This window comes from Bdellovibrio sp. HAGR004, assembly GCF_055397015.1.
In genome coordinates, this window is record NZ_AP029176.1 from 1304015 (window position 1) to 1328778 (window position 24764).

A 24764-nucleotide genomic window follows, 5' to 3' on the forward strand; every position below is an offset into this window, starting at 1 on the left:
GAGGTTTTGGGTGCGTTTTGCTTCTTGGTTTAAGGGAATTCGTGGACGTCTGTTGGCGGTGGCTATTTTGCCGGTGATCGGTTTTGTGATTTCATCCGGTGTGGCCTTCAATGGGATCAACCGGGTGGGGGGATTGTTGGATGCAGCTCATGATGAAATCATTCCTGCAGCCAAAGCACTCAATCATCTGATCATCGCCCGCAATCGATATGGCTATAACATATTTGTGGCTTTGACGGTGGCTGACGACCCGGCGTTGAAAAAGCAGCGTCTGGAAATCGCCCGCGAGTCCATCGCTGAATGGAAGACAAACTTTGCAATCTATTCAAAGTTCCCGGTTCGCACTTCGGCAGAACAGCAAGGTCGCCAGTACATTGAGCAGAATAAAGATCACTATCTGGCTATGCTGGAAAAAGTTGTCGAACTGGTCGAACGTGGTAACCCCGAGGATCTGACCCAGGCGCGGGCCCTTCTTTTGGGGGATATCTGGAAGATTGGCAACGAGATCGGTCGCAACAATCTTGAAATCTCCAAAAGCTATGAAAAACGTGCTGATGAGGAAAGTAAAGAATCCGAACGCGTGCAAAGCAGTGTCTTTTGGTGGACGGGTGTTATTAACACGACCGCCAGTTTGACGGTGATTGGAATCATCCTGTTGATCTCCTCACGCATGGCGAACGGGATCTCAGCCATTGCCACTAGATTGTCTGGCGCCAGCGGCAATGTGACTTCTTCAGTTGTGCAACTGAGCGAGGCTGGAACCACGCTGTCCCAGTCTTCCACAGAAGCCGCGGCTTCATTAGAGGAAACAGTGGCTTCGTTGGAAGAGCTCACCTCGATGGTGCAGGTGAATTCAGATAATGCCCGGCAGGCGGCTGCGGTTTCGGCTTCTTCGCGCAGTGCCGCCGAGGCCGGCGAAAGTGAGATTCGTGGATTGATTCAGTCCATGAATGAAATTTCACAGTCGTCCAAGAAAATTGAAGAGATCATTTCCGTCATCGACGATATCGCCTTCCAGACGAATCTTCTGGCATTGAACGCGGCGGTTGAGGCGGCGCGAGCGGGTGAGCAGGGGAAAGGCTTTGCCGTTGTGGCCGAAGCCGTGCGCAGTCTGGCGCAGCGAAGTGCGGTCGCCGCTAAGGACATCGCCACATTGATCAGCACCTCCGTAGAACAGATCGAAAGAGGCAGTCGTATTGCCGCCAACAGCGGTGTCGTTCTGGGGAGTATTGTTGAGTCCGTGAAAAAAGTGGCGGATTTAAATAATGAGATTGCCGCGGCCTCTGCCGAAAAAAGTGCGGGCATTCAGCAGATTGGAAAGGCGATGAACCAACTGGATCAGGCTTCGCAAAGCAATGCGGCTTCTGCGGAAGAGATTGCTGCCACCAGTGGAGAAATCGGCGGACTGGCCGAAACAACCCAGCAGCTGACCGTCGAGCTGAACGTGATGGTTCTGGGGGCATGACCGGGATCAGTGAAAACGCGGATTGGCTTTTGCAATCAGCGATGACTTGATGTGAATCATGTTTTGCCTTGAAGCCACGCCGTAATCTTTCCTCATGAAAGTGAGGAGTTTATGGAGACAGTGAAACATGTGGTTGTCAGTGGGGTGATTGGAACCGTTATGGTTTCCGGAGCCTGTATCGGGATTTTTGCAGCCACGATGGGTATGTGTGGGGCCGCCGTTGTCGGTCTTTGGCTGGCCGGAGGCTAAAAAGGGGGCTGAGAGCCCCTTTTTCTTGATTCGAGTCAAGGCAGCCTTCATTGACACATGTTAGGTTCATTAGGGACCCTGCAAAGGGCGAAGTGAGGCTAATATGAGTACGACTTCAATGGATGCTTATCGTTATTTCTTTCCAGCGGGCTGGGTGATGGGAGTCTGGGGCGTTTTGCTGTGGATTCTTTTCCCCTGGAATCTGGTTTCTTATCCGGGACTGCATCATCCTGAAATCATGTCTGGTGGATTTTTCCTGTGTTTTGTCGCAGGCTTTTTGATGACCGCAGCCCCGAAGTTCACATCCAGTTTTGAACCGGCCCCGTGGGAGCAAAATCTTTCCATGGTTCTGATTCTGTCCCTTTTTGCCAGTTTGCTGCCACAGAGCAAGGTCTACTTCTACGCCGTTGTCACGGCACTGTTTGTTTTTTTGATGGTCTATATGTTCCGTCGTTTTTTTAATCGTCAAAGCAATCCTCCGGACTCTTTCCTGTTTGTCGGAGTGGGATTGGCCGTGGGATTGTTTGGCAGTGTCGTTTTGTTGTTAGGACAGTCGCTGGATGTTCCCGGAAATCTGTATTCCTTGGCACGTACCTTCCTGCTGCAGGCTTATGTGCTGTGTCTGGTGATGGGTGTGGGCAGTCGACTGGTGCCAGCTTTATTGGGATGGGCTCCGTTGCCGACCGAGGCGGGCAAGACGGTTCGGGCTCGCATTGGATTGTTCTCTTTATTGGCGGTGCTGTTCTTGGGCAGTTTCGTTGTGGAGGTTCTGATTCACGCGCGAGCAGGTTTTGTTCTGCGCGCTTTGGTGATGAGCTTTATCGTGTTTTTCTTCTGGAAGATTCACCGCAAACCCCAGCGCAAAGCTTTTCAAAGTTGGTTTTTATGGGGTTCCGCCTGGATGATGTTACTGGGACAATGGGCGACCGTGGTCGTTCCGGATTTCCGAATCCATTTGCTGCATGTGATCCTGGTGTCGGGTCTGGGGCTTATGACCTTTATGATCGCAACCCGGGTGACTTTGTCTCATGGTAAGCACAACATGGAACTGGAAAAAAGCTCCAAGGGGTTGTTCCTTGGAGCCTTGTTGATGGGGTTTGCCGGTTTAACTAGGTTGTCAGCGGGATTTGCTCCTCATATCTATCAGTCTCATTTGGTCTATGCGTCTTATACATGGATTCTGGGGCTGTTGATCTGGGGCTGGATTTTCCTGCCGAAGATGATCCGTGTGAAGTCGTAGGGTGATAGAAGCGTTTGGCCGCCTCGATCTGACGGGACTTGCTGAACGCAGAAATGCGTTTCAGGTATCCGATCACACGGGTTGCATGGTCCACATCGGGGCTGCCACAACTGCTGCATTTGTACAAAGTCCTTTTGTCGATATGTTCGCATTCATTGCAGATGGTGATCTTGATATTCACGCACCAGTAATTGCATCCGGAAAGGGCCGCGGCACGAATCAGTTTCAGAAAACCGTCGGCGGTCAGCTTTTCTTCCAAATTCAAATGCAGGGCGGAACCTCCATCCAGATATTGCATCATTTCCTTGCCATGCAGATCCATTTTGTCCAATGAATTCACTTCGTCATTTTCGACAATATAGAAATAAGAGTTGTAACAGTCGCGCGGGACATACAATCCATCCTTGCGGTCCCACTGGGCGTTTTTCACCCCCAGGTTTTCAGCCGGAACAAACTCGGTGTTGAACATATAGCCAAATTTCTGACGGGCTCTTTTGTTGGCGTCATAGATGATTTTCAGTTTTTCCCGCACGAAGTCCTTGTAAGGGGCCTCATTGGCAATGCTCAGGCCTGAGTATTCCGCCGCTTCCACCATTCCGTTTATCCCGATGGTCAGGAATTGTTTATCCAACGAGATAAACCCTGCCGTATAGGCACTGAGCAATCCGGCTTCAAAATATTCCTGCATCAATTGGCGATAAGCGACCTGATATTTTTGAACTTTTTCAACCGTGGTCAACAGATCCAGTTTTCGCTGCACCAGGCGGTTCATATTTATGGTGATAACGTTGATGGACCCTGTCGCCACACCTCCGGCACCCAATGAATAGCTGAACGTGTTGTCCGAGATTTCGTTGCGCAGGCGGCAGCAACTGGCCAGACTGTCGGCGGAGTCGCTCATATACATGAAGAAGCTGTTGCCCTCGCTGAGTTCGCGGGCGCACATTCCGGCAAAATCATTGTCGCGGGGGCCGTTCTCATCAATCAACATCGCTGCGGTGACCACAGGGAATGTCAGAATCGCTTTTTTTCGTTCTTCATTAAACCAGGACATAAAGTGCGCTTGTAATTTTTTGACACTGTCCCATTGTGGCAGATCTCCGTTCGGGAAGACAAAGTCACCAAAAAGAGATTTGAAATAGTATTCGTCATAAGCCGAAATATTCCAGAACACCGATTGATAGCCACGCGCGGCCGCAGGCTGGTTCAGGGCATACACAACATGTTGCAAGTGATTGTTGATGATGCGAGTGTGAGTTTGCAGATAGTTGTCGCCGTAATCCTTGCGGGCAAAGTGATCAAAATACATCAACCATTCGACTGTGGCCACAGCTCCGGCGAACTGCGCGGAAATGGCAAAGACCAGATTCACAAAACAGCCACAGAAGCTTTCCAGATGTTGGGGGGCCTGGGATTCACCGCCCAGATCTTTCAAGCCTTGCAACAGCAACGGGTACATGGAGATAGAGGCGCAATAAGGTTTTAGCGATGTTTCGTCGTGAACATAGATTTCATGGCTTTCGATTTGGCGGACATACTCTTGCGCCAGGTTCGGACCGAAAAGTTCTTCGATCTTGTTTTGCACCAGTGTGCGGTTGATCTGGATATTGATGTCCTTGTTGATCTCTGCTTCCAGTGTCGCAATATTTTTCAACGTCACATTGGCATTGGCATCCAGCTTCGAGCCTTCGGCAGCATTCGGCGCGGCTTTATATTGTTGGACGAATTCGATCTTTTTCTGAATCTGTTCCGGTGTAAGTCGGATCATAGGGAGGTCTCCTTTGTGTTGTGTTGAAAGAGGTGGTTAAGAACTTTTCCAGTGTTCAGATCCCTAAAGACCTGATTGGTTGTCGGGGAGGACAGTCCGCCCCGGGCCTGAATCCATGGACCGGTTTTCAGGTAATCCAGATGTTGCTCCAATCGCTGGGGGACTTTTTCCAGTCCCGTGTACAGCGCGGTTTTAAGGTGATGACTGCGCCCCAGTTGCAGAAATTCGCACAACTCGGACTCATGCCATTCACCGCCCAGAAACAGCAGACAGGAAATACGATGACGATATTTTTCGATCAAAGATTGTAAGAGGGGGGTGGTCAGCGGGGTGCCGGTTTTTTCGGTCCACAATTCGGGAGAATGGCAGCCCGGACATTTGAGCGGGCAGCCACAGACATAAAGGGCCAAAGAAATATGATGAGGAACTTCCTGGAAAACGATGTCGTACTTGTAGATGTTCATGTCTCGCTCCTGATAAAAGGATTCACGAGAACTTTTAATTGAACACTACAAATCCGCCAAAATCATGATCAGGGTCACTAGCCGTAGTGGTCCAGTGTTATCGCACGGATTTCAGGATCTGAATCTGTTTGTGATTCATCTTAATGATGTCCTGCTGCTCAAGTTCTGCCAAAGTGCGCGAAAAGGTTTCTGGACGCAGTCCCAGCATCAGGGCCACTTCGTGCTTCTTGCCTTCCAGATGAACCACGGGCGTTTGCTGTTCGGATTGCAGGCGCTCCAGATAATTCAAAACCCGATCCTGGGCCGAGGGTGTACTGATATTTTCGATGACCTGATTCAGATTGGTCATCCAACGCACCAGAGAAGACACCACCGATTGATACAATAAAGGATTTTTCGCGAGGATATCCTGCAGGTCCTTTTTGGGAAGGTAGAAGATTTCGCAGGCTTCAGAGGCGGAAGCTGTGTCAGCTTGTTTGGATTGTCCCAGCAGGCTGCCTTCACCAAAAGTTTTGCCGGGCCCCAGAAGTCCCAAGACCACTTCTTTACCGTTGGATGAAATTTTAGAGATTTTCACCGTGCCTTTGACAATCAGATAAAGACCCTTGGCCTCTTCTTCCTGTTCAAAGATGACCGTATTTTTGGGATAGGTTTTCTTCTGAATGAAACTCAGAATCTGCTCTGTGACTTTCTCTTCCTGGGTGGAGCAGATGGGGCAGCCATCCACGGGATTCTTTTTCATATTCACCTCAGTACCAATTTAGCAGGAAATGGGGCGGACGTCATGTTAAAGCTTGATGTACCCACCTAAACGGATAGGATGCAAACTAATTGATTCGGAGGAAGTCGTGCCTAAGTTTGTATCCGCAGACGAAGCCTTAAAAGAAGTTCAGTCGGGCCACCATGTATTTATTCACACCGCAGCGGCAACGCCGCAACAATTGGTCAAGGCGCTGGTGCGCCGGGCTCCTGAAGTTAAGAACGTGAAAATATATGCCATTCATACAGAAGGCGACTGTTCCTACGCACTGCCAGAGTATGAGCAGAACTTTGAAGTTCACAGTTTCTTCAATGGCGCCAATCTTCGCAAAGCCCGCGCAAATATCAACTCCAGTTTTGTCCCAATTTTCTTAAGTGAAGTTCCTCAGTTGTTCTATCGTGGGATTGTTCCGTTGGATGTGGCTTTGATTCAGGTGTCTCCGCCAGATCGTCATGGCATGTGCAGTCTGGGGCCGTCTGTGGATGTTTCCATCGCGGCAGTGCGCACAGCCAAAAAAATCATTGCACAGGTCAACCCGCGCATGCCGCGCACCTTTGGTGAATCCCAGTTTGAATTTAACAAAATCGATTTTGCGATCCCTGTGGATGAGGAGCTTTACATCGCCTCCGCAGCAGATCCTGGTGATGTGGAAATGCAAATCGGGCGCAATGTCGCAAGTCTGATTGAAGATGGTGCCACCCTGCAAATGGGAATCGGTGCGATTCCGGATGCAACCTTGCGGGCCTTGCACGGGCATCGCGATCTGGGGATTCACACCGAGATGTTTTCAGACGGGTTGATTGACCTTTATAAAGCCGGGGCCATCACCAATCGTTTAAAGCCGCGTCTGACGGGCAAAGTGGTTTCAAGCTTTGTGATCGGCTCACGCAAAGTCTATGACTTTATCGACGACAATCCTGACGTCATGATGATGGATGCCAGCTACACGAATGATACACACGTCATTCGTCAGAACCCAAAGATGATCGCCATTAACAGCGCGATCGAAGTGGATCTTACCGGACAGATCTGTGCCGACTCCATTGGCAGCCGCATTTATTCAGGCATTGGTGGCCAAATGGACTTCATGAGAGGCGCAGCCCTGTCACCGGGAGGAAAACCGATCATCGCCTTGCGTGCCAGTTCGAAGAAGGGTGTTTCCAAGATTGTTCCGACCTTGAAGCCGGGGGCGGGTGTGACGACCACGCGCGCGCACGTTCATTGTGTCGTGACCGAATACGGGGTGGCCCCTTTATTTGGCAAAACGCTGAAAGAAAGAGCCGACGCCTTGATCGCGATTGCGGCGCCGGAAGTGCGTGAAGAGCTGAGCCGACAGGCTCATAAGATGCTCTACGATGTCTAGGGGAAGATATTTGCGATAAGCGGCGAAAGCCGCTTATTCGACTTCCGCGCGTTCGCGCAGTTTGTCTTTGGAAAGAATGCGGATGTTGCGTCCGTCGGTCTGATCAATGAGGCCGTCTTTTTCAAATTGCGACAGGGTGCGGATCACCGTTTCAGGAGTTGTTCCTGCCCATTGAGCGATTTCGCGACGAGTCCAACTTTGATGAACGAAGTGTTCTTGCAGGAACAACAAGGCCTCGGCAATTCTTTCTGAGGCTCCTTTGTCCATTTGCCCCATCCATTTTTCTTCTGCCATACGCAGATCTTTTGAGATGTGCGAAAGCAGTTTCATTGCCAGCTCCGGATGAGACTTGAAGATGTTCATGATTTCAGCCTTCGGGACGAAGCAAAGTTCGCAGTCCTCCACCGCCACGGCGGAGGCATGGTAAGGCTCATTGGCAAACAGGGAGCGATAGCCCAAGGTGCCACCAGGACCGATCAAGCGCAGCGTGTGAGCCGCCCCTGCCGGAGAAGTGACTTCCAATTTCACCAGTCCTTTTTGAATTGTGAAAATACCCAGGGGGTCGTTTCCAGAGTAAAAGATCACCTGACCGCTTTTAAAGCGGCAGGTAACGCGGGCTTTTTCCATCAGCAGAAGCACGTCTGGAGACGAGCACAGCAAGCTGTCAAAACGCGTTTCGCAGTTTTTGCAGGAATCGGGATTTACAGGCGCATGACCGCAGTCTTTTTTTAAGGACATAGACCCCCAGCTTAGCAGATAATTGTCGGGCCGTCATGAAAGTTTATTGAGAGCGCGTCGTGTAGCAACTGTTCGTCTTTAGGACTTTCGAATAGGGGTGTATTGAGACGCTGGGCCGCGTTTAATGCCTCTATGGGGAACTTCCAAGGCTTGAGACTGGCCTCATACAGATCCTGAAACTCAAGCTCGGTTGTGTGGGGCAGGGGGCTTTTCATATCTAAGCCTTCACGGCGTTTGAAATAGCCTAAAAGGATGGCTTTCAGGGTTTTAAGCAGGTGCAGAGGAAAAGAGTTCATATCCGACATTAAATACTCAAACTCGGATTTGAAAACCTCATCAGTCTTTAACATTTCTTGAATTTTCGGCAGAGCATAAATCACCGCCAAATGCTGGCTGAAGTGAATCTGCGCTGCCGCCTTCACGGGATCGGCAAAGAAGTGATCGGCATGAATCAGGTCGTGCACAATAAATCCTAAAACGTCCCGGCCTTCCTCAACAAAGCTCTGCATTTCATCAAGCGTTTGTAGCATCGAAACACAGCGCTGGCCTTGAGTTTGTAACGACAGAACTTCAAAAGGCGTCGGCACGTAGGAACAAAGCAGTAAAGGATAACGCCCAGCCTGCCAAGCCATCAGGGATTGGGGCACTGACAGAGGAATGGATCGCCAGCTTTGTGCGCAGAAGTAAGTTAGAAAATCCCCATTGTGAGCAAAACGGCGCAAGGATTTTACCTGACGAAGCGATTCAGGAAGTTCACCCACAAGGCAGCGCAAGAAGTCCGAAGCCTGGAAGGAGGGCTTTTCAGAAAGAGTTGCCAGTGGCTGATTGTGGGGGCCTCCCAAAAAATCCACAGGTCGGCGCAAGAAGGCAAAAACAGCGATGTAAGCCGCCGCCATTTCCGCATCTGAAAGGGCTTTCGTACGCCATAGCTCCAGAAAAGGTTGCAAACACTGATGAGCCAAAGCACTTTGATTTTTCAAAAACCCATCATCCAGCAGACGATGACGGAACCGACCGGCACGTAACATAATCCCTGTTGTAGGCAATCCCTGCGTGGAAGTCTAACAAATTGCTCTTTGCACGCCGCGATTCCGGCGTTTTTTGTCCTAAGTTAAGACAGTCTTTGTGAATTTCGATTTAGGGGCGAATTTGGCGGACTTCAAAGAAAAAAGGAAATATCCACCTTTGTTGTAGATGCCGGTTGTTGCTACTCTATAGGGCATGAACACGACCAAGACTCATGGTGCTGTTTTTCTGTCGTTGTTGCTGATTTCCGGGTGGAGCGTAGGATGCTCGCCGGGGGCGAGTTTCGATACCATTGCGGTGTCGGACTCGGCCGCGACGGCGTCTTCCCAGTCTTCCGTTCACTGTGCAGCTCCTCCCGGTGTTTCCGGGCGCCCGGCCACGATTGAAGACGTCGTTGTATTGGTGAATTCGCTGCCCAAACCCGTCACGATCCGCTGCTTTTTAGAGAGCCTGGAGCGCCCCCTGAATGTGGCCCTGACCAACAGTCAGATGAGTGGTCAGCCGGCCGCAGGAAACCGCAGTCCGCGCATTTTTGTTTTAAATGAAAAGCTTTATATGTCCGTCGTTCCAGAAGGGCGGGGGCGTGATTATCTGGAGCTGAGTTATCAGACCTCGACGACAACGTCGATCAAGGCGGAAATAGAATTTCCGGTGATACAGCCAATCGCCAAAAGCAAGCCCTACAGCAATGTGCGCTTTGGCTCGGGAACCAATTGCAGTTCCTGCCATCGGGCGGAAAAACAAGTTGGAATCCACGAGGGGGTTCCAGTGTTTGAGTCTTGGGCCTATCAACCGGACAAAGAGACCCTGGTCGATTTACAGCAGTTTAAGAACGAACTGAAGGTCTGCAATTTTGATAAGGAACCCGAAAGGTGTGGCATCATCAAGGCTGTTCTGAGCAACGGTGAAGTGCGAACTCAGGCCTTCCCTCAAAGCATGTACTTTAACTTCTCGGTCTGGTGACAGGCACACAAGGCGGCTCTTGCGGCTTTTTTGTTTGTTTTCTGTTTTAGTTTTCCGGCCCGCGATTTATTCTTTGCAAATAAGCGAATTTCTTTTTCTAATAAGTAAACAACGATGCTCTAAAAGGATTTGGAGACTTCATGAAGAAATTGCTTCTTGTGATGATGTTGGTGGCCACTTTCGGAAAATCTCAGGCCCTGGCTGAAAATTATCTCGCCAACCCCCGATTTGATGACTATTACACCGTCAAAGAAGGGGAGCCGCCGCAAAAATCCTCCGCGTCGTTTTCTGATCCTCTGACCACTGCCCAAGACTTCTTTTCTGAATCTGAACAGTTTTTCTCTGAACTTCGTACCCGTCTGTATTCTCTGTTGCAGTTTGAACACCACAATGAAAGTTATGGTGATGTCACCGAGCCCTACAATCGCGCCAAGCACTTTGGGGGATGGTTGAATGATCGCCGGGATGAGTTTTGTTACAACACGCGGGCCAAAGTGCTGATTCGAGACTCTGAAAGTCCTGTGGACTTTTCCTCTAATGGTTGTTCAGTGTCGGCAGGAAAGTGGCAGGACCCTTATGGGGATCGCTCGTATACGCGGGCCAGTGATATCCAGATTGATCACTTTGTGCCTTTGAAAAACGCCTATCTGAGCGGCGCCTATAAGTGGAGCAGAACCAAACGCTGCCTGTATGGCAACTTCCTGGGGAATGACTTTCACCTGTTGGCGGTCTTTGGAAAAGAAAATGCTTCGAAAAGCGATAAAACCCCTGAAGGCTACATGCCGCCCAATCCGGCGTATCGCTGTCAGTATCTGGCGCAATGGCTGAAGGTGAAGATGATCTGGTCTCTGGGGCTGACGCCGCCGGAAAAAGATCGGGTGCTGGAGCTGGTTCAGGAAAACCACTGTGACGTGGATCAGTTCGTTTATAGTGCCACGGAACTGGCGGGGCAGCGCCAATTCATGACAGACAATCTGGAAATGTGCCAATAGTTTTGCTCTGAGATGATGTAATGACCGTGTAATAAAAAAAGGACTGGAGATAGGTCCTGTTTCGGCTTAATTTCGGGGCTGTCGTGCCGATAAGTTCCCTATGAAAACAGCTCTTCTTTTTACGGTTTTGGTTTTGAGCGCAACGACAGGGCAGGCGGCAGATTCCTGCAGGCCTGGGGCGAAGTCTGTGGTGCAGGATCTAAAAAGTCTTTGTCAGGAGCTCGACAAGAAGAATGAAACTCACTGTCAGATCAAGACCCCGGCAAAGGCTGAAAAGGTGCCGGAGATCACTTATGGTCTGCTCAGTGCATCCGGCAAAATGAAGGGACTTTTTGAAAAGCTCAATACCATTCAGCAGGCATTTTTGAAAGAATCCGGGGGATGTCCGGGCGGTTGCTCTAAAGTGAACTCTCCGGTGGTGGAAATCAAAACCGAACCTACGGGTACGGTGGCGGATCCGGCGTGTCCTGCTGTGTATTCGGTTCTTCAGGTCTCCGCGACAGAAGCGTCCAAGTTCGGGGTCAGACAAACGGACAAGTTCTTCCAAAAAGCGTTTCGTCTGGTCGGGGATGAAAAAGCCTGTCAGGAAAAAGCCAGCACCTTTGCTCAGGAAACTCTGATGGGCAAAAACGAATTCGGCAGTTTTCTGGAGGATCATAAATGCAAATCGCCCTGCTCGTATGCCTCAGTTATTCGTATGAAAACTGAAAAGCTCAGCAAGGCCGAATGTGCCGTGGTGCTGGAGCTTTCCGTGCAGTGTGGTCCTCCGAAAAAGGACCGTGAATGGAAAACCAACGCTTCTTTGACCAAAGCCTTCCGCTGTGAGGTGGCTCCATGAGAAAAATTTTAGCCTGTGCAATTCTGTGTGTGTCTTCAGTGTCCTTCGCGAAAGTATGCGAGGATTCCGACAAGGGCTTGATTCCTGAAACGGCGGGGAAGATTATATATTCTCTGGGAGATGACAATTGTCTTGGTGACAGCTGTTATTCCCAGGTTATCAAAGAGTTTGACCGGTGCCTGGATTCGCAAAAACTTCTGGAATTCGCCTGCCAAAAAGGTGAAGTGCTTGAAAAGGAAATTTTGTGTTCGGCTGGACAAGTCTGTCTCAAAGGGGCCTGCGTCAAGAAATAACGGTGCCGCAGTTCTTGCGTGGACTCGATGCAAAATCAGCATCGAGTTTTCCGGTTCTGGTTGGCAGGGCTTTTTGAGTCTGTTTAGTATGTCTTTATGACATACACTACAGTTGAACTTCTCGGAACAATTCTGTTTGGCCTGGCCGTTATTCACACCTTTATGGTGGGGCGGATTCTGGCCTGGTCCCATCATTTTCCCAAAGATTCTTTATGGAGCAATGTCTTGCACCTACTAGGTGAAATTGAGGCGGTGTTTGCGATCTGGGCGGCGCTCTTTATGGCTATTTTCATCGGCATCGAAGGCTGGGAAAAGGCCATGGCTTATCAGACGGGCCTGAACTTTATCGAGCCGTTCTTTATTTTTGCCATCATGGTTGTCTGTTCGACAAGACCCGTGTTGGCGGCCGGACGTAAAGGGATTTTGGTTGTCAGTTCACTCATTCAAAAGGTTTTCCGTACTCCTGCGGTATTGACTGATATCTTTGTGGTGCTGATTCTGGGGCCTCTCAGCGGCAGTTTTATCACAGAGCCTGCCGCGATGACGGTGACGGCCTTTATGATTAATTCGATGCTGCAGAAGGAATCAAACAAACTGATTTATGCCCTGATCGCGGTGTTGTTCGTGAATATCTCCATCGGTGGGGCTTTGACTCCCTTCGCGGCACCTCCTATTTTGATGGTGGCTGGCAAGTGGAATTGGGATTTTGCCTTTGTCTTTTCTCACTTCGGCTGGAAAAGTGCGATCGCTGTTGCGATCAACACCTGTTTGCTGCTGGCGATCTTCCGTAAAGAACTTAAAGAAGGTTGTATTCCTTTGCGCGAGGTTGAAACCCGACTTGCAGGCGCGCAAGCCGCCATTCCAGGTCCGGTCACTATTGTGCATTTGTTATTCCTGACGGGGATCGTGGTGACGGCTCATTACCAAAATGCCTTTATGGGAATCTTCTTGCTGTTCTTGGGGGTGGCCGCAGTCACGCAACGATATCAGGACACTTTGCGCTTAAAAGAAAGTTTGCTTGTTGCCATGTTCTTAGGGGGGATCATCCAGTTTGGGGCCTTCCAGAAATGGTGGTTAGCGCCGCTTCTGGGCAGCATGAGTGATTTGTTGTTGTTCAAAGGTGCGGTGGGTTTGACTGCGATCACGGACAATGCCGCTTTGACTTATTTGGGATCTCAAGTGGAGGGCTTGAGCGATGCCAGCAAATATGCGCTGGTGGCCGGTGCCATCGCAGGCGGTGGTTTGACGATTATCGCCAACGCTCCGAATGCGGCAGGGTATTCGATCTTAAGTCACAAGTTTCCCGGCGGGATCAAACCATTGAATCTACTGATCGCCGCAGTGATCCCGACGGCTGTTGCGATCAGTTGTCTGTGGTTGCTGTAAAAGGCCTGTCAAAACGGTACTTCGGGCTCTATTATAAGATTCTTTTTAAATTATTTTTTGCGGGGGCTAGACAAGCCCCTTTTTTTTGGGTTACGCTGAATCATCTCTCAAAGGGAAGGAGGCACATTATGATGATTAATTTTATCAACGATTCGATGAAGTTGATCGCATTGCACAGCCTTCTTCTGTCACAGTTCTAAGACTCCCACATTAGGCGTCTTATTCTTCTGAAAATTTAATTTTTTGTTTTTACAGCCCCAAAATGGCAGTTATGGATTCTTTTATGAATTTGTTCCGACGTTTGTTGTTTGCCGAGGTGACACCCTTGGTGAAACTGGCCAAAGCCAAGCATATTGATGAAAATGATCTGATGGCTTTGCCAGCCGATCTGCACCCGCAGCACGGTCAGATCAACCTGGATGAAATTAAGTGGTCTAGCCCCCGGGCGCTGCTGTTTTCCTTGATCCGGGCTCTGCGCAAGTACACCTGGCCATCTTATGTGTGGTATCTGGCAAGTTCTGTTCTTGCCTTGCTATCACCTGTTTTGGTGAACCGTTTTATCAGTGTTATCTCCGCAGGTGTGACGCAAGAGACTTTGCCGACGGCGCTGATCTATGGGTTTTTGCTTGGATTCTGTGGTTTCCTGTCCGGACTTTTCATGCAGCACTATTTCTTCAACGGCTTAAAGGCATATCAGGTGATCACCAACATCCTGAATGAAAAGCTGTTCCGTCACAGTCTGAAGCTGAGTCAGAAAGCGCGGCAGAAAAATCAGGTGGGCGATATCGTCAACCATATGAGCACTGACTCTGAAAACGCTTCAGATTTTGCCATGGTTCTGGGGGACTTTGTTTCTGCGGTCTTCTTGATTGTGGGCGTGGTGATCATGCTCTTCTATTATATTGGCTGGTCCGCTTTGGCGGCGCTGATGGTGCTTTTCACACTGGCCCCTTTGACCAATTATGTGGCCAAAAAGTTCACGCGCTTGGATGAGGAAATGATGGCCCATCGCGATCACCGGGTGACGCTGATGACTCAGGCGATGAATGCCATCCGCGTGGTGAAGTATTTTGCCTGGGAAAAAAGTGTTTCCAAGGAAGTCACCGAGGTTCGTGAGAAAGAACTGAACAGCCGTCGTCGTCTGGCGAAGGCGGAAGTCGTTTCCAGTCTGGGGTATCTGGCCGTTTCGACCTTGGTTCTGTTTGTCGCCTTGGCGGTTCATTCCTGGCGCGGGGAAAAACTGGATGCGGCGATCATCTTCACCTGTATTTCCTTGTTTGGCTTGTTGGAGGGACCTTTCGGGGATCTTTCTCGTTTGATTTCCCGTGCCACGAACGCGATGGTGGGAGCCCGTCGTATTTTGGACTACCTTCAGGAAGACGAAGTGGAAATCTCCACGGAAGAAAGAGCCGATGCAGGGACTTGTGTTGGTGTAAAGTTGCAAAATGTCAGCTTGCGATATGACGGCAGCAGCCAGGATGTCTTGACGAATTTAAACTTGCAGGTTTCGGCGGGAAGCTCTCTGGCTATTGTGGGACCGGTTGGGGCCGGGAAAAGTTCTTTGCTGATGAGTCTTTTGGGCGAGCTTCATCCTCGCGAGGGTCAGGTGAGTTTCACTCCGGAAATGCCCGGGCGCCCACGTATGGCCTATGTTCCGCAGGAAGCCTACATCATCAACAGCTCATTGCTGGAAAACCTGCAGTTTGGTGAAGAGGTTTCCAAGGAAGACTTGCGCCGGGCACTGCATAACAGTTGCCTTAGCCGTGACCTGAAAGAATGGTCGGGGGGCTTGCGCACGGAGATCGGTGAAAAAGGTGTCAACCTGTCTGGGGGACAAAAGCAGCGTGTGGCTTTGGCGCGGGCTTTTTTACGCAAGCCGCAGGTTGTTCTTTTGGACGATCCATTGTCTGCCGTGGATGCGGAAACGGAAAAGCTTTTGTGTGAACGCCTGATTTTTGGTGCTTGGAAAGACACAACCCGTGTTGTGGTCACCCATCGCCTGGAGTTCCTGTCTAATTTTGATCAAGTGATCTTTATTCAGAATGGACAGATTCAGGGGCAGGGCACGTATGAAGAGCTTTTAAAGCTTCCGGCTTTTGCAGAGTTTTATAAAGAGCATGGGAAAGCTCAAGGCGAAGGTGAATCCGTCAGTGCCAGCGAGGTGGCCCAGGATATTTCCAGTTTGCAAGAGGCGGTGGAAAGCAAGAATGTGCGTGTCACGGAAGACGAGGATCGAGAGGTTGGTGCCGTCAAAGGGTCTGTGTATTGGGATTACATCAGTTCACTGGGTGGGGATGGAAAGTACACCAAACCGTTGATTTTGGGATTGTTGCTGGCAGGAGCTGTGGCCGCCACGTTGTTGCCCTTGGCGCAAAAGGCCTGGCTGTCTTATTATTCCGATCATCAGACGCAATGGGTGGCCCTGACGGCCATTGGAATTTATGGTCTGATCGGAATCGCTGTTCTGGTGGGCTCGTTGATGAATCACTTGTTCTGGCTGGATCGGGGGATTCGCGCCGGGAAGAACATGCACGATAAGATGTTAAAAAGCGTTTTATCATCGCCAGTTCGGTTCTTTGATTCAACGCCGGTGGGACGAATCATTCAGCGCTTTTCCCGCGATGTGGAATCTGTGGACGTCTATCTGCAATGGAGTTTTGATTCCGCCGTGCATTGTGCTTTGCAGGTGATTGTGTCGATGGCCCTGATACTGACTTTGATGCCGTTGATGATCGTGGTGATTTTGCCAGTGATGGTTTTGTACTATGTGCTGCAAAAGGACTATCGTCGCCCGGCGCGCGAAGTGAAGCGTTTTGACAGTGTGGCAAGATCACCCCGATATGCGCATTTCAAGGAAAGTCTGCAAGGTCTGGTGGTGATTCGCAGCTTCAACAAGGCTCCATGGTTCATGGATAATTTTTATGCGAAGCTGGGGCACAGCAATCGTATGTTCCATGCACACTATCTGATCAATCGCTGGTTTTCTTCGCGCATTCCATTAATTGGCGGAGTGATCTCGATGAGCACCGCTGTCGGTGTTAGCTTGTCAGCGTATGCTGGCGTGATGGATGCGGGAACCGCAGGTCTGGTGACATTGTATTCACTGTCCTTCTGGGGCTTCCTGAATTGGGGAGTGCGTGTGTTTGCAGACATTGAGTCGCGCATGACTTCTATTGAGCGTTTGAAGTATTTCTCAAATCTTCCGGCGGAGCAGTCCGTGCTGAAAGCTCCGTCAGAACCTTTGCGTCCGACCTGGCCAGAGCGTGGAGAAATCGTGGTCCAGAATCTGAAAGTGCGCTACGCGTCCCATCTGCCGTTGGTTTTGAAAGGCATCACTTTCAAGGTCGAAGCGGGAAGTCGCGTGGGTATTATCGGTCGCACGGGCTCGGGAAAAAGCACCTTCTTCCAGTCGTTGTTCCGCTTCATTGAAGCAGAGGAAGGGCTTATAGCGATTGACGGAGTGGATATTGCCAGCGTGCCGTTGGAAAAGTTGCGGCGAAGTCTGGCCATCATTCCGCAGGATCCGACGTTGTTTATGGGTACGATCCGCAACAACTTGGATCGTTATAACGAGTACACGGATGAGGAAGTCATCGGCGCTTTGAAACATGCCTCGATGTGGGGATATGTTTCCAGCTTGCCCAAGGGACTGGCTTCCGAAGTTTCAGAGGGTGGTTTAAATCTGAGCCAGGGGCAACGCCAACTGCTGTGTCTGGCCCGGGCTCTTTTGACCAAGGCCCGAGTGATTGTGATGGATGAGGCCACAGCCAGCGTCGATGTGCAAACCGATGCGCTGCTGCAGAAGGTGATAAGATCCTCTTTTGCCGGGGTGACGATGTTGATCATTGCCCATCGTCTGGGAACGATCGAGGACTGTGACCAAATCGTGGAAATTCTGGCTGGGGAGGTGAAGTCCATTCGCCGACCCACCGAGTTTTCCAAAGAGGAAATTGAAGAAAGTCTTGTGTAAATCAGAAGGCCATGCAGGACCTAAATCCCTGCATGGTACTTTTGAAGTCTCAAGTTGAGACGGATAAGTGAGATCCCAGTAATATTACACGATTTATTTTCCTCTATTTGGGGAGTGTAATTAAAAAACCATTAAAATGTTCCGATACTTAGTACATGGGACTAAAAGGAACGTTTACTGCACTCCTTATCATTTTCGGCTTCGAGGCAGCCCACGCGGCACCTGCAGCCTTAACCTATCAAGGCCGTATCGTCAAAAGTAACGGGCAACCGCTGGAATATGCGGCCGTCGCGTTCGAGTTTACGGTGCTAGCTCCGAACAAGACCTGCGTTTTGTATCGAGAGCAGCTCAATAACGTCAACATGGTGAATTCCGGCGGTGTCTTCGATGTGAAAATCGGAAGTGCGCACAACTATCCGGGCGGAAGCAATCCGAGTTTCACCATTTTAGATGCGTTCAACAATGCTTTGCCTTTGGTGTGTGATGGGAATTCACCTTACAACCCAGGCCTGACCGATGGTCGCTTCCTGCGTGTACGTTTTTATGATGGAGCTCAGTGGAACACGATTTCACCTGACAGTGAGATTCGCACCGTTCCTTTTTCTGGCTTCGCGGCTTCTGCGGCGAAGTTGGGCTCCAATGTCGCTTCTGACTTTGTCATGAAAACCGAAGTGAACGGAAACTTGAGTTGTGACTCAGGCAGCTTCCTGACCTGGGATGCGATCAACAAGGAATTTGGTTGTGCGGCCGTGGCGGGAGCCAGCGGCGGCACCGTCAAAACTGTGACTGCCTCCGCGGGAAGCAACCCGTATTTGACGGTCTCAGCCGACACCGTGAATCCTATGATCACTTTGAATGTCGGCACAACGTCAGGCACTGTTGCGGCCGGAGATGATGCGCGATTTACGAATGCCCGGACTCCGTCAGGAACCGCTGGTGGTGCTTTGTCCGGCACATATCCCAATCCGGGCTTGGCTGACAATGCAGTGACTACAGTGAAGATTGCGGATCAGGCGATTTCAACGGCAAAACTTTTTGCTAATCCGGGCATCAACCGTCTTGTGAAAACCGATTCTGCGACGGGTGATACACTGGAGCCGTTCTATTGTTCTGCGGGCCAGGTGATGGTCTGGAATGCCGGCACAGGCTGGACTTGTGCCAATCAAACCTCGTTGGCGGTGGGGTCAGCTTCTGTTTCAGCCAACTTCACAGGAAGCCTTGCGGGGGATGTCACGGGCACACAAGGTGCCACGGTGGTTGAAAAAATCAAAGGCTATGATCTGGACTTCACAGCAGCGCCAACCACAGGTCAGGTGTTGAAGTTCAACGCCTCGGGGAAATGGGTTGCCTCCAATGACAGCAATGCCGGTGGTACGGTGACGAATGTTTCTGCCACCGCACCTTTGTCTGTCACCAATGGTGGAACGACACCGCAGATTTCTATTACCAAAGCGGATAACTCCACTGACGGTTATTTGTCAGCCAGTGACTGGATTGTCTTTAACGGAAAACAAAATGCTCTGGGCTTTACACCGCTAAATCCCGCAAATAATCTAAGCGAATTGACCGCGACAGCAGCAACGGCACGAACCAACTTGGGGCTGGGAACTGCGGCGGTGAAAAATGCTCCGGCGGCTGGTGATGCCGCGGCCGCGGAAGTGGTCTTGGGCAATGACACTCGTTTAACAAATTCCCGTGCTCCCTCCGGAGCCGCTGGTGGGGATTTGAGTGGCACTTATCCAAGTCCTACGTTGGCAGCAATTGGTGCTGGTGGTACGGGCACTAAGATCACTTACGACACCAAAGGACGTGTGACGGCAGCGACGGGACTTGCGGCAGGTGACATTCCTAATTTGGATTGGTCAAAAATCACTTCCGGTAAACCCACAACGCTTTCGGGTTATGGAATCACGGACGCATTGGTTTCCAATGCCGGAGGTTCACCAAGTATTCAGTCCGGCACGGATGCGGCAAAACCGGCCTCTCCGGCAGCAGGGGCGATCTATTTTGCTTCGGACACAAAGATTATTTATCAATACAACTCAGGGGCCTGGGTGGCGATTGCTTCTTCGGCAGGTGCAGGTGGGACGATCACCTCTTTAACCGGGGATGTGACCGCATCTGGCAACGGAGCTGTCAGTGCAACGGTGAATTCCGTGGGTGGTTCTTCGGCGGCCAATGTGAATACGGCAACACTGGCAGCAAATGCCGCGACAAATTTGAATACGGCCAGCACGATCGTGAAACGGGATGTTTCCGGTAATTTTGCCGCCGGCGCTATAAGCGCGGGATCTGTGGTGTTGCGTGATTCAGGTTCTAACACGGTGACCTTGCAGGCTCCGACGACCGTGACGACTTCTTATGTTCTGAAGTTCCCGGCAGCCGTGGGCGGTGCCAATCAAGTTCTGACGACGGATGCCAGTGGTAACTTATCATGGACAACTCCGGCGGTGACCTCCGGTGTGGCCGTGACGTCTCCGATTGTGAATTCCGGAACAGCCAGCGCGCCGAACATCGGCATTCAGGTGGCTAACGGGACTCAGAACGGCTATCTGTCCTCTGCGGACTGGACGACTTTCAATAATAAACTTTCTGCGACATTGGCTCCGGGCAATATCCGTGTGGGTAATGCATCCAGTGTGGCCACAGCTGTGGCGCCTTCAGGTGATGTAAGCATGACCAATGCGGGCGCGTTCACGGTGACCAAAGTTCAAGGAACGGCGGTCAGTGCCACAGCGCCTACGGCAGCAGGGCAGGTGCTTCGCTATAACGGCACGACCCAATATGCACCGTCCTTCCTGCAACTGGGGGATTTGCGTTCAACGATCACCCCTTTTGGTGGTGTGTTTGCCAGCACGGCGTGCTCAGCTTCTCAGACGATGTATTATAATGCCGCGACCGACACGTTCCTGTGTCAGTCGATCTCTGTGACCGCGGCTAACTTTGCCAACCAGGCGCAGAACTCATTCTTTGCGGGACCGGCGTCGGGTGGTGCGGGCGCTCCGGCGTTCCGTGCGATTGCCTCGGCAGATCTGCCAACTGTCGGCACGGCAGGAACTTATCGTTCGGTTACGACGGATGCCTATGGTCGTGTGACGGCGGGAACAAATCCCACAACGGCTGCAGGGTATGGACTTACGGATGTCTTTGTGAATGGTGGAAACAACTTTGGTGCGGACGCCACCTTGGGGACCAACTCCGCCAACTCGTTGATTTTGGAAACGAATGGCGCCGCAAGAATGACAGTGGATAGCGCGGGCCGGATTGGCATTGGTCAAAGCCCGACGACTGACGGGATGTTGACGATCAAAGCAGATGCGACGACGGTGGCTTCTCTAAAATTGGATAGTGTTGCCTCCGGAATCCCTTCGATAGATATGCTTCGCAACGGCAGTTGGATGGGAACGCTGGGGTATAGCAGCGGCGGATCCAATGACCTGTTCGTCAGCAACGGTGTCAACGGAGCCATCATCTTTGATACCAATAATGTCGAAAAAGTCAGAATCTCTGCCACAGGTTACTTGGGTGTTGGGACAAATGCCCCAGGCTCTACTCTGCACGTTCGTCAGAAGGTGTCAGAGGCTCCATTTAAAGTCTCCAAAGCTGATGGGACCGATATTATGTCGGTGGACTGGGCGGGACGAATCACGATGGATACAAATTCCAACTCAACAGTGCCAATGCTGACTATCGGAAATGGAAACTTCGGGGGTCGGTTGTTGGTTTTGAATGGCAAGACCGGCAACATTTCAAACTTGTTAGAAATTAAGCACAACAGTGTTGATCGCATGGTGGTCACTTATGATGGAAAAGTGGGTATTGGCAATGCGGCACCCAGCGAGGCTTTAGAAGTCACTGGCAATATCAAGGCCGCGTCCTATCTTTACACCTCAGACGCTCGTCTGAAAAAAGACGTGGTGACCCTGCCTCAGGCCCTGGAAAAACTTCTGAAACTTCGTGGGGTGAACTTCGTTTGGAAGAACAACGAAGAAAAAACCGTCGGTTTCATCGCACAGGAAGTCGAAGCTGTGTATCCGGATCTGGTGAAGACAGACAAAGTGTCGGGCTATAAATCAGTTCAGTACGGCAATATCACGGCCATTTTGGTTGAAGCTCTTAAGCAGGAACATGCCGAGCGCCTGGCGGACAAAGAACTTTGTCAAAGCCAGATTGCCACGGTGTCTCGCGGACTGGCCAGTGTTCAGCAATACTCTGAGGTTCGCATGCAGCAGCTTGAGAAAGAAAACCAGGATTTGAAACAGCGCTTGGAGCGTCTGGAACAGGCCCTTTTGAAGGGGAAATAAACCTGTGAGACATGGACGGAAGATTTTCCTCATACTTGCAACAGCGCCCTTGCTTTTGGCGCTGAACACCCAGGACACGGGTCATCGGGTCAATCGTTCGACGACCAAAGCCATCAACGCGCACAATGTCTGCAAGAAGGTCATCAATGCCAATGCTACCAAAGACTTCTTCGTGCCCACCAAAGCTGCGGCTGAATGGACGGCTTTCCGTTCAAACCTGCCCGCCGGTGTGACCTTGGGAAGCTGCACCTCGTGTTTGGACATTTTGAATAACAATGGCTCTGAAGGGGATGGTGTCTATTACGTGGATCCCACAGGCAGTTCTCCATTTCCCGTCTATTGTGACATGACTACCGATGGCGGAGGCTGGACCCGATTGTTCAGACATAACATTGCGGGAGGCTATTTTGCCAATGCTGCAGATGCATTGACGAAGAATGCTTCAGATCCCACGGCCGATCTTCATTCGATCTTAAATCGGATTGATAATTTTAAGACCTCAGGCAATCGATATCACTTTCGGCTGACCTGGCCGGGTGAGGCGCTAAAAAACATCTGGTTTCAAACAACCAATCCCACGGCGGATGTGAATGTCGCGGGCTACACGACCGAGTTCGTGCAAGGGTATTCGAACTATTGGGGTGGGCTGGAACTGTCTAACGGGGCGCATGGTCCGGCCTCGACATCTTCGTTTTTAGATGGCTCGGTCAATCACGCCAACTGGTATTATGCTGTGGGTGCCTATGTTGTTTGGGGATCGACGCCACCGGGTCTGCCGGCGTCAGATGTGCTGGGTGCCAGTCACGGTGTTCCTGAAGTGAATCTGTGGATTCGCGAGGACAACACGCACACAATCTATAATTCTTGTAAAGCCATTCTGGCCGCCGGGGCTTCCAAAGGGGATGGCATTTACACCATCGATATTGATGGAGCCGGGGCGACAGCTCCTTATGAAGTCTATTGTGACATGACCACTTCAGGTGGGGGATGGACACTGGTGGCTTATTCCAATGGTGCTGTGACCGGCACGACTCCGAATGATTTCTTTGTGAATACCTACGGTCTGACCAATGCTGGCAAACACACATTGGTCCAGCAAGCTTCAATCAATGCGGAAGCTTTCTCGATAGCCGTCAACACAACTGATGCGATGTTTGTTTCACCGTCGTACAACGGTGGTGCGCCGATCATTGATCTGGCCGGAGGAAACTGGGACTATAATACTGCCAAATGCACCGGCAATCTTCGCCATACCAGTCGCACGGCCGGATGCTCAGGGCAGACTGCCAATGACCACTACAACAGTTCCGACGCTTTTAATATCGCCTTTAACTCGGGGAATGAAGGGATCGTTCCTGCCTACAAAGCCACGGAAGTCTGTTACAGTGGCAAGGGGAATGCTTGTAGCTTTAAGTTCTATCTTCGTTAGAATGGGACGTGATTGAATATGAAACTGCGTATAGCCATGATGATTGTTACGGTGCCATTCCTTCTGGGAATCAACACTCTCAGCGAAGGGTATCGTATTCCCTTTAGTGGCTCTTTGCGCCTGTATCTGCCCTATGGCGCAGAAGGGTCCTGTTACTATATTCAAAACAATCATGCCTCCAGTGACTTATTTGTACCCACGAAAACCAGCACCGAGTGGAATGCTTTCACTGCTGCCAGTAAGCCGGCTTTTATCGTCGCCACTCAGTGCTACCCCAAATCCTGCAAAGAGATCAAAGACACTCTGGGAAGTCCCGCAGACGGAGTTTATACAATTGATTCGGATGGCGTGGGAGGCAATACCCAGTATCAGGTTTCTTGTGACATGACTACCGACGGAGGCGGGTGGACGCGTATCTTCCGTCATAATATCGCTGGAGGGTATTTCGCAAACACGGCCGATGCACTTAGCAAGAATACGGCCGCTCCAACGGGGAATCTTTATTCAGTCATTAACAAGATTGGTGATTTTGTGGCGAATGGAAAATACCGCTTCCGCCAGACTTGGCCAGGATACACGCAAAAAAACATCTGGTTACAAACCACAAATCCCACCAGTGACGTCGTCACTGCCGGGGTTGTTCCAATTGCAGTGAATCTGCACTCAGACTACTGGAATGGGTTGGAGCTTGGTAATGGAACTCATGGACCGGCGAATTCGAATCAAGCCTTGTTGGACGGATCAGCGCAGCGTTCGGACTGGTGGTACGCCATCGGTTCCACGGTCGCCTATGGAACCCCGGCGGGGATACCCATGGCAAGTCCAGTCCTGGGCAGTAACGTTGGAGTGAGTGAAGTCAACTTGTGGATCAAAGAAGATGACACTGTGACGAACTACAATTCCTGCAAAGCCATTTTGGATGCGGGGGCTTCTATTGGAAATGGTCTTTATACGATTGATCCTGGTAACACCGGGACGAAGATTCCCGTTTACTGTGACATGACCACAGACGGTGGTGGCTGGACACGGATCCTGTATCATGACTATTCCGTAGCGGGTGTGTTTGCCAGTGATGCTGAAGCCTTGAATGCCAATTCGGGCACGCCTTTGGCAAAAAAATATTCTATTCTGAATCGTTTGGCCGGATTCTATCGTGGCGGAAAGCTGGAGCTAAGAATCAACTGGCCAGGAACCTCCACGAAACGCAACTGGTGGACACAGACCAGTAACTTCACAACATCGCCTGTTGCCGGCTATACGGCCGTGGCTATTGAGTCCACCAGTAACTTCTGGGGTGGGTTGGAGTACAATGGTGGTGCTGACACTCTAGCTGATGGATCTGTAAATCATATAAACTGGTTTTATAGTGTGGGTGCAAAAACAGTCAATTGGGGCGCGACGCCTCCGGGGTTGCCAGCTTCTGAAGATGTTGCAGGTGTTGGTGTGGGAGTGCCCCGAGTGGAGCTTTGGGTGAAATAGTGGACCTAAATAAAAAAGGGAACCCGAAGGTTCCCTT

17 protein-coding genes and 1 pseudogene are annotated in these 24764 nt (G+C 50.7%); 13 read left to right on the forward strand and 5 right to left on the reverse strand.

The window, feature by feature from the left end; all coding sequences use genetic code 11:
• Positions 1–10 precede the first annotated feature (10 nt).
• From ACZ5ZV_RS06575 to ACZ5ZV_RS06585, 3 genes and pseudogenes are all read left to right on the forward strand, one after another.
• Positions 11–1465 carry a HAMP domain-containing methyl-accepting chemotaxis protein gene (locus ACZ5ZV_RS06575; RefSeq protein WP_464120632.1) on the forward strand — a complete coding sequence of 485 codons (1455 nt, stop codon included), beginning with the start codon at positions 11–13 and terminating at the stop codon, positions 1463–1465.
• Positions 1466–1576: 111 nt separating this feature from the next.
• The gene (locus ACZ5ZV_RS06580) at positions 1577–1714 is read left to right on the forward strand and encodes a hypothetical protein (RefSeq protein WP_464120633.1); all 138 of its coding nucleotides are present in this window, start codon (positions 1577–1579) and stop codon (positions 1712–1714) included.
• A gap of 157 nt (positions 1715–1871) precedes the next feature.
• Positions 1872–2882: pseudogene (locus ACZ5ZV_RS06585) on the forward strand (NnrS family protein); the annotation flags it as partial.
• Here the strand turns inward: ACZ5ZV_RS06585 and nrdD are convergent.
• The 3 genes from nrdD to ACZ5ZV_RS06600 form a co-directional block, all read right to left on the reverse strand.
• Positions 2824–4722 (reverse strand): anaerobic ribonucleoside-triphosphate reductase, encoded by a 1899-nt coding sequence (nrdD, locus tag ACZ5ZV_RS06590; protein ID WP_464120634.1) that lies wholly within the window; start codon positions 4720–4722, stop codon positions 2824–2826. The pseudogene ACZ5ZV_RS06585 and the gene nrdD overlap by 59 nt on opposite strands.
• Entirely contained in the window at positions 4719–5186 is a 468-nt protein-coding gene (gene nrdG, locus ACZ5ZV_RS06595) for an anaerobic ribonucleoside-triphosphate reductase activating protein (protein ID WP_464120635.1), read from the reverse strand. The genes nrdD and nrdG overlap by 4 nt, the downstream gene beginning before the upstream one ends.
• Positions 5187–5283: 97 nt before the next feature.
• The gene (locus ACZ5ZV_RS06600; protein WP_464120636.1) at positions 5284–5928 is read right to left on the reverse strand and encodes a Crp/Fnr family transcriptional regulator; all 645 of its coding nucleotides are present in this window, start codon (positions 5926–5928) and stop codon (positions 5284–5286) included.
• 106 nt (positions 5929–6034) lie between these two features.
• Here ACZ5ZV_RS06600 and ACZ5ZV_RS06605 point away from each other — a divergent pair, with 106 nt between their 5' ends.
• Entirely contained in the window at positions 6035–7309 is a 1275-nt protein-coding gene (locus ACZ5ZV_RS06605) for an acetyl-CoA hydrolase/transferase family protein (RefSeq protein WP_464120637.1), read from the forward strand.
• 33 nt (positions 7310–7342) lie between these two features.
• Here ACZ5ZV_RS06605 and ACZ5ZV_RS06610 read toward each other — a convergent pair whose 3' ends face one another.
• Both ACZ5ZV_RS06610 and ACZ5ZV_RS06615 read right to left on the reverse strand, forming a co-directional pair.
• Complete coding sequence (locus ACZ5ZV_RS06610; protein ID WP_464120638.1) at positions 7343–8047, reverse strand: Crp/Fnr family transcriptional regulator; 705 nt, start codon at positions 8045–8047, stop codon at positions 7343–7345.
• A gap of 11 nt (positions 8048–8058) precedes the next feature.
• Positions 8059–9075 (reverse strand): hypothetical protein, encoded by a 1017-nt coding sequence (locus tag ACZ5ZV_RS06615; protein WP_464120639.1) that lies wholly within the window; start codon positions 9073–9075, stop codon positions 8059–8061.
• Positions 9076–9268: 193 nt separating this feature from the next.
• Between ACZ5ZV_RS06615 and ACZ5ZV_RS06620 the strand changes: the two genes are divergently transcribed.
• From ACZ5ZV_RS06620 to ACZ5ZV_RS06660, 9 genes are all read left to right on the forward strand, one after another.
• Positions 9269–10036 (forward strand): hypothetical protein, encoded by a 768-nt coding sequence (locus tag ACZ5ZV_RS06620; protein ID WP_464120640.1) that lies wholly within the window; start codon positions 9269–9271, stop codon positions 10034–10036.
• Between the two features lie 140 nt (positions 10037–10176).
• The gene (locus ACZ5ZV_RS06625; RefSeq protein WP_464120641.1) at positions 10177–11028 is read left to right on the forward strand and encodes an HNH endonuclease family protein; all 852 of its coding nucleotides are present in this window, start codon (positions 10177–10179) and stop codon (positions 11026–11028) included.
• A gap of 100 nt (positions 11029–11128) precedes the next feature.
• Positions 11129–11866 carry a hypothetical protein gene (locus ACZ5ZV_RS06630; RefSeq protein ID WP_464120642.1) on the forward strand — a complete coding sequence of 246 codons (738 nt, stop codon included), beginning with the start codon at positions 11129–11131 and terminating at the stop codon, positions 11864–11866.
• A complete protein-coding gene (locus ACZ5ZV_RS06635) occupies positions 11863–12159 on the forward strand; it encodes a hypothetical protein (protein ID WP_464120643.1) in 297 nt (98 codons plus the stop codon). Before ACZ5ZV_RS06630 ends, ACZ5ZV_RS06635 begins: the two co-directional genes overlap by 4 nt.
• A 96-nt stretch (positions 12160–12255) precedes the next feature.
• Complete coding sequence (locus ACZ5ZV_RS06640) at positions 12256–13545, forward strand: putative Na+/H+ antiporter (protein ID WP_464120644.1); 1290 nt, start codon at positions 12256–12258, stop codon at positions 13543–13545.
• A gap of 283 nt (positions 13546–13828) precedes the next feature.
• Positions 13829–17515, forward strand: a complete 3687-nt coding sequence (locus ACZ5ZV_RS06645; protein WP_464120645.1) for an ABC transporter transmembrane domain-containing protein — start codon at positions 13829–13831, stop codon at positions 17513–17515.
• Between the two features lie 155 nt (positions 17516–17670).
• Positions 17671–21819: a tail fiber domain-containing protein gene (locus ACZ5ZV_RS06650; RefSeq protein WP_464120646.1), complete on the forward strand. Its 4149-nt coding sequence runs from the start codon at positions 17671–17673 to the stop codon at positions 21817–21819.
• A gap of 4 nt (positions 21820–21823) precedes the next feature.
• A complete protein-coding gene (locus ACZ5ZV_RS06655) occupies positions 21824–23248 on the forward strand; it encodes a fibrinogen-like YCDxxxxGGGW domain-containing protein (protein WP_464120647.1) in 1425 nt (474 codons plus the stop codon).
• An 18-nt stretch (positions 23249–23266) separates the two neighbouring features.
• Entirely contained in the window at positions 23267–24727 is a 1461-nt protein-coding gene (locus tag ACZ5ZV_RS06660; protein WP_464120648.1) for a fibrinogen-like YCDxxxxGGGW domain-containing protein, read from the forward strand.
• Positions 24728–24764: the final 37 nt, after the last annotated feature.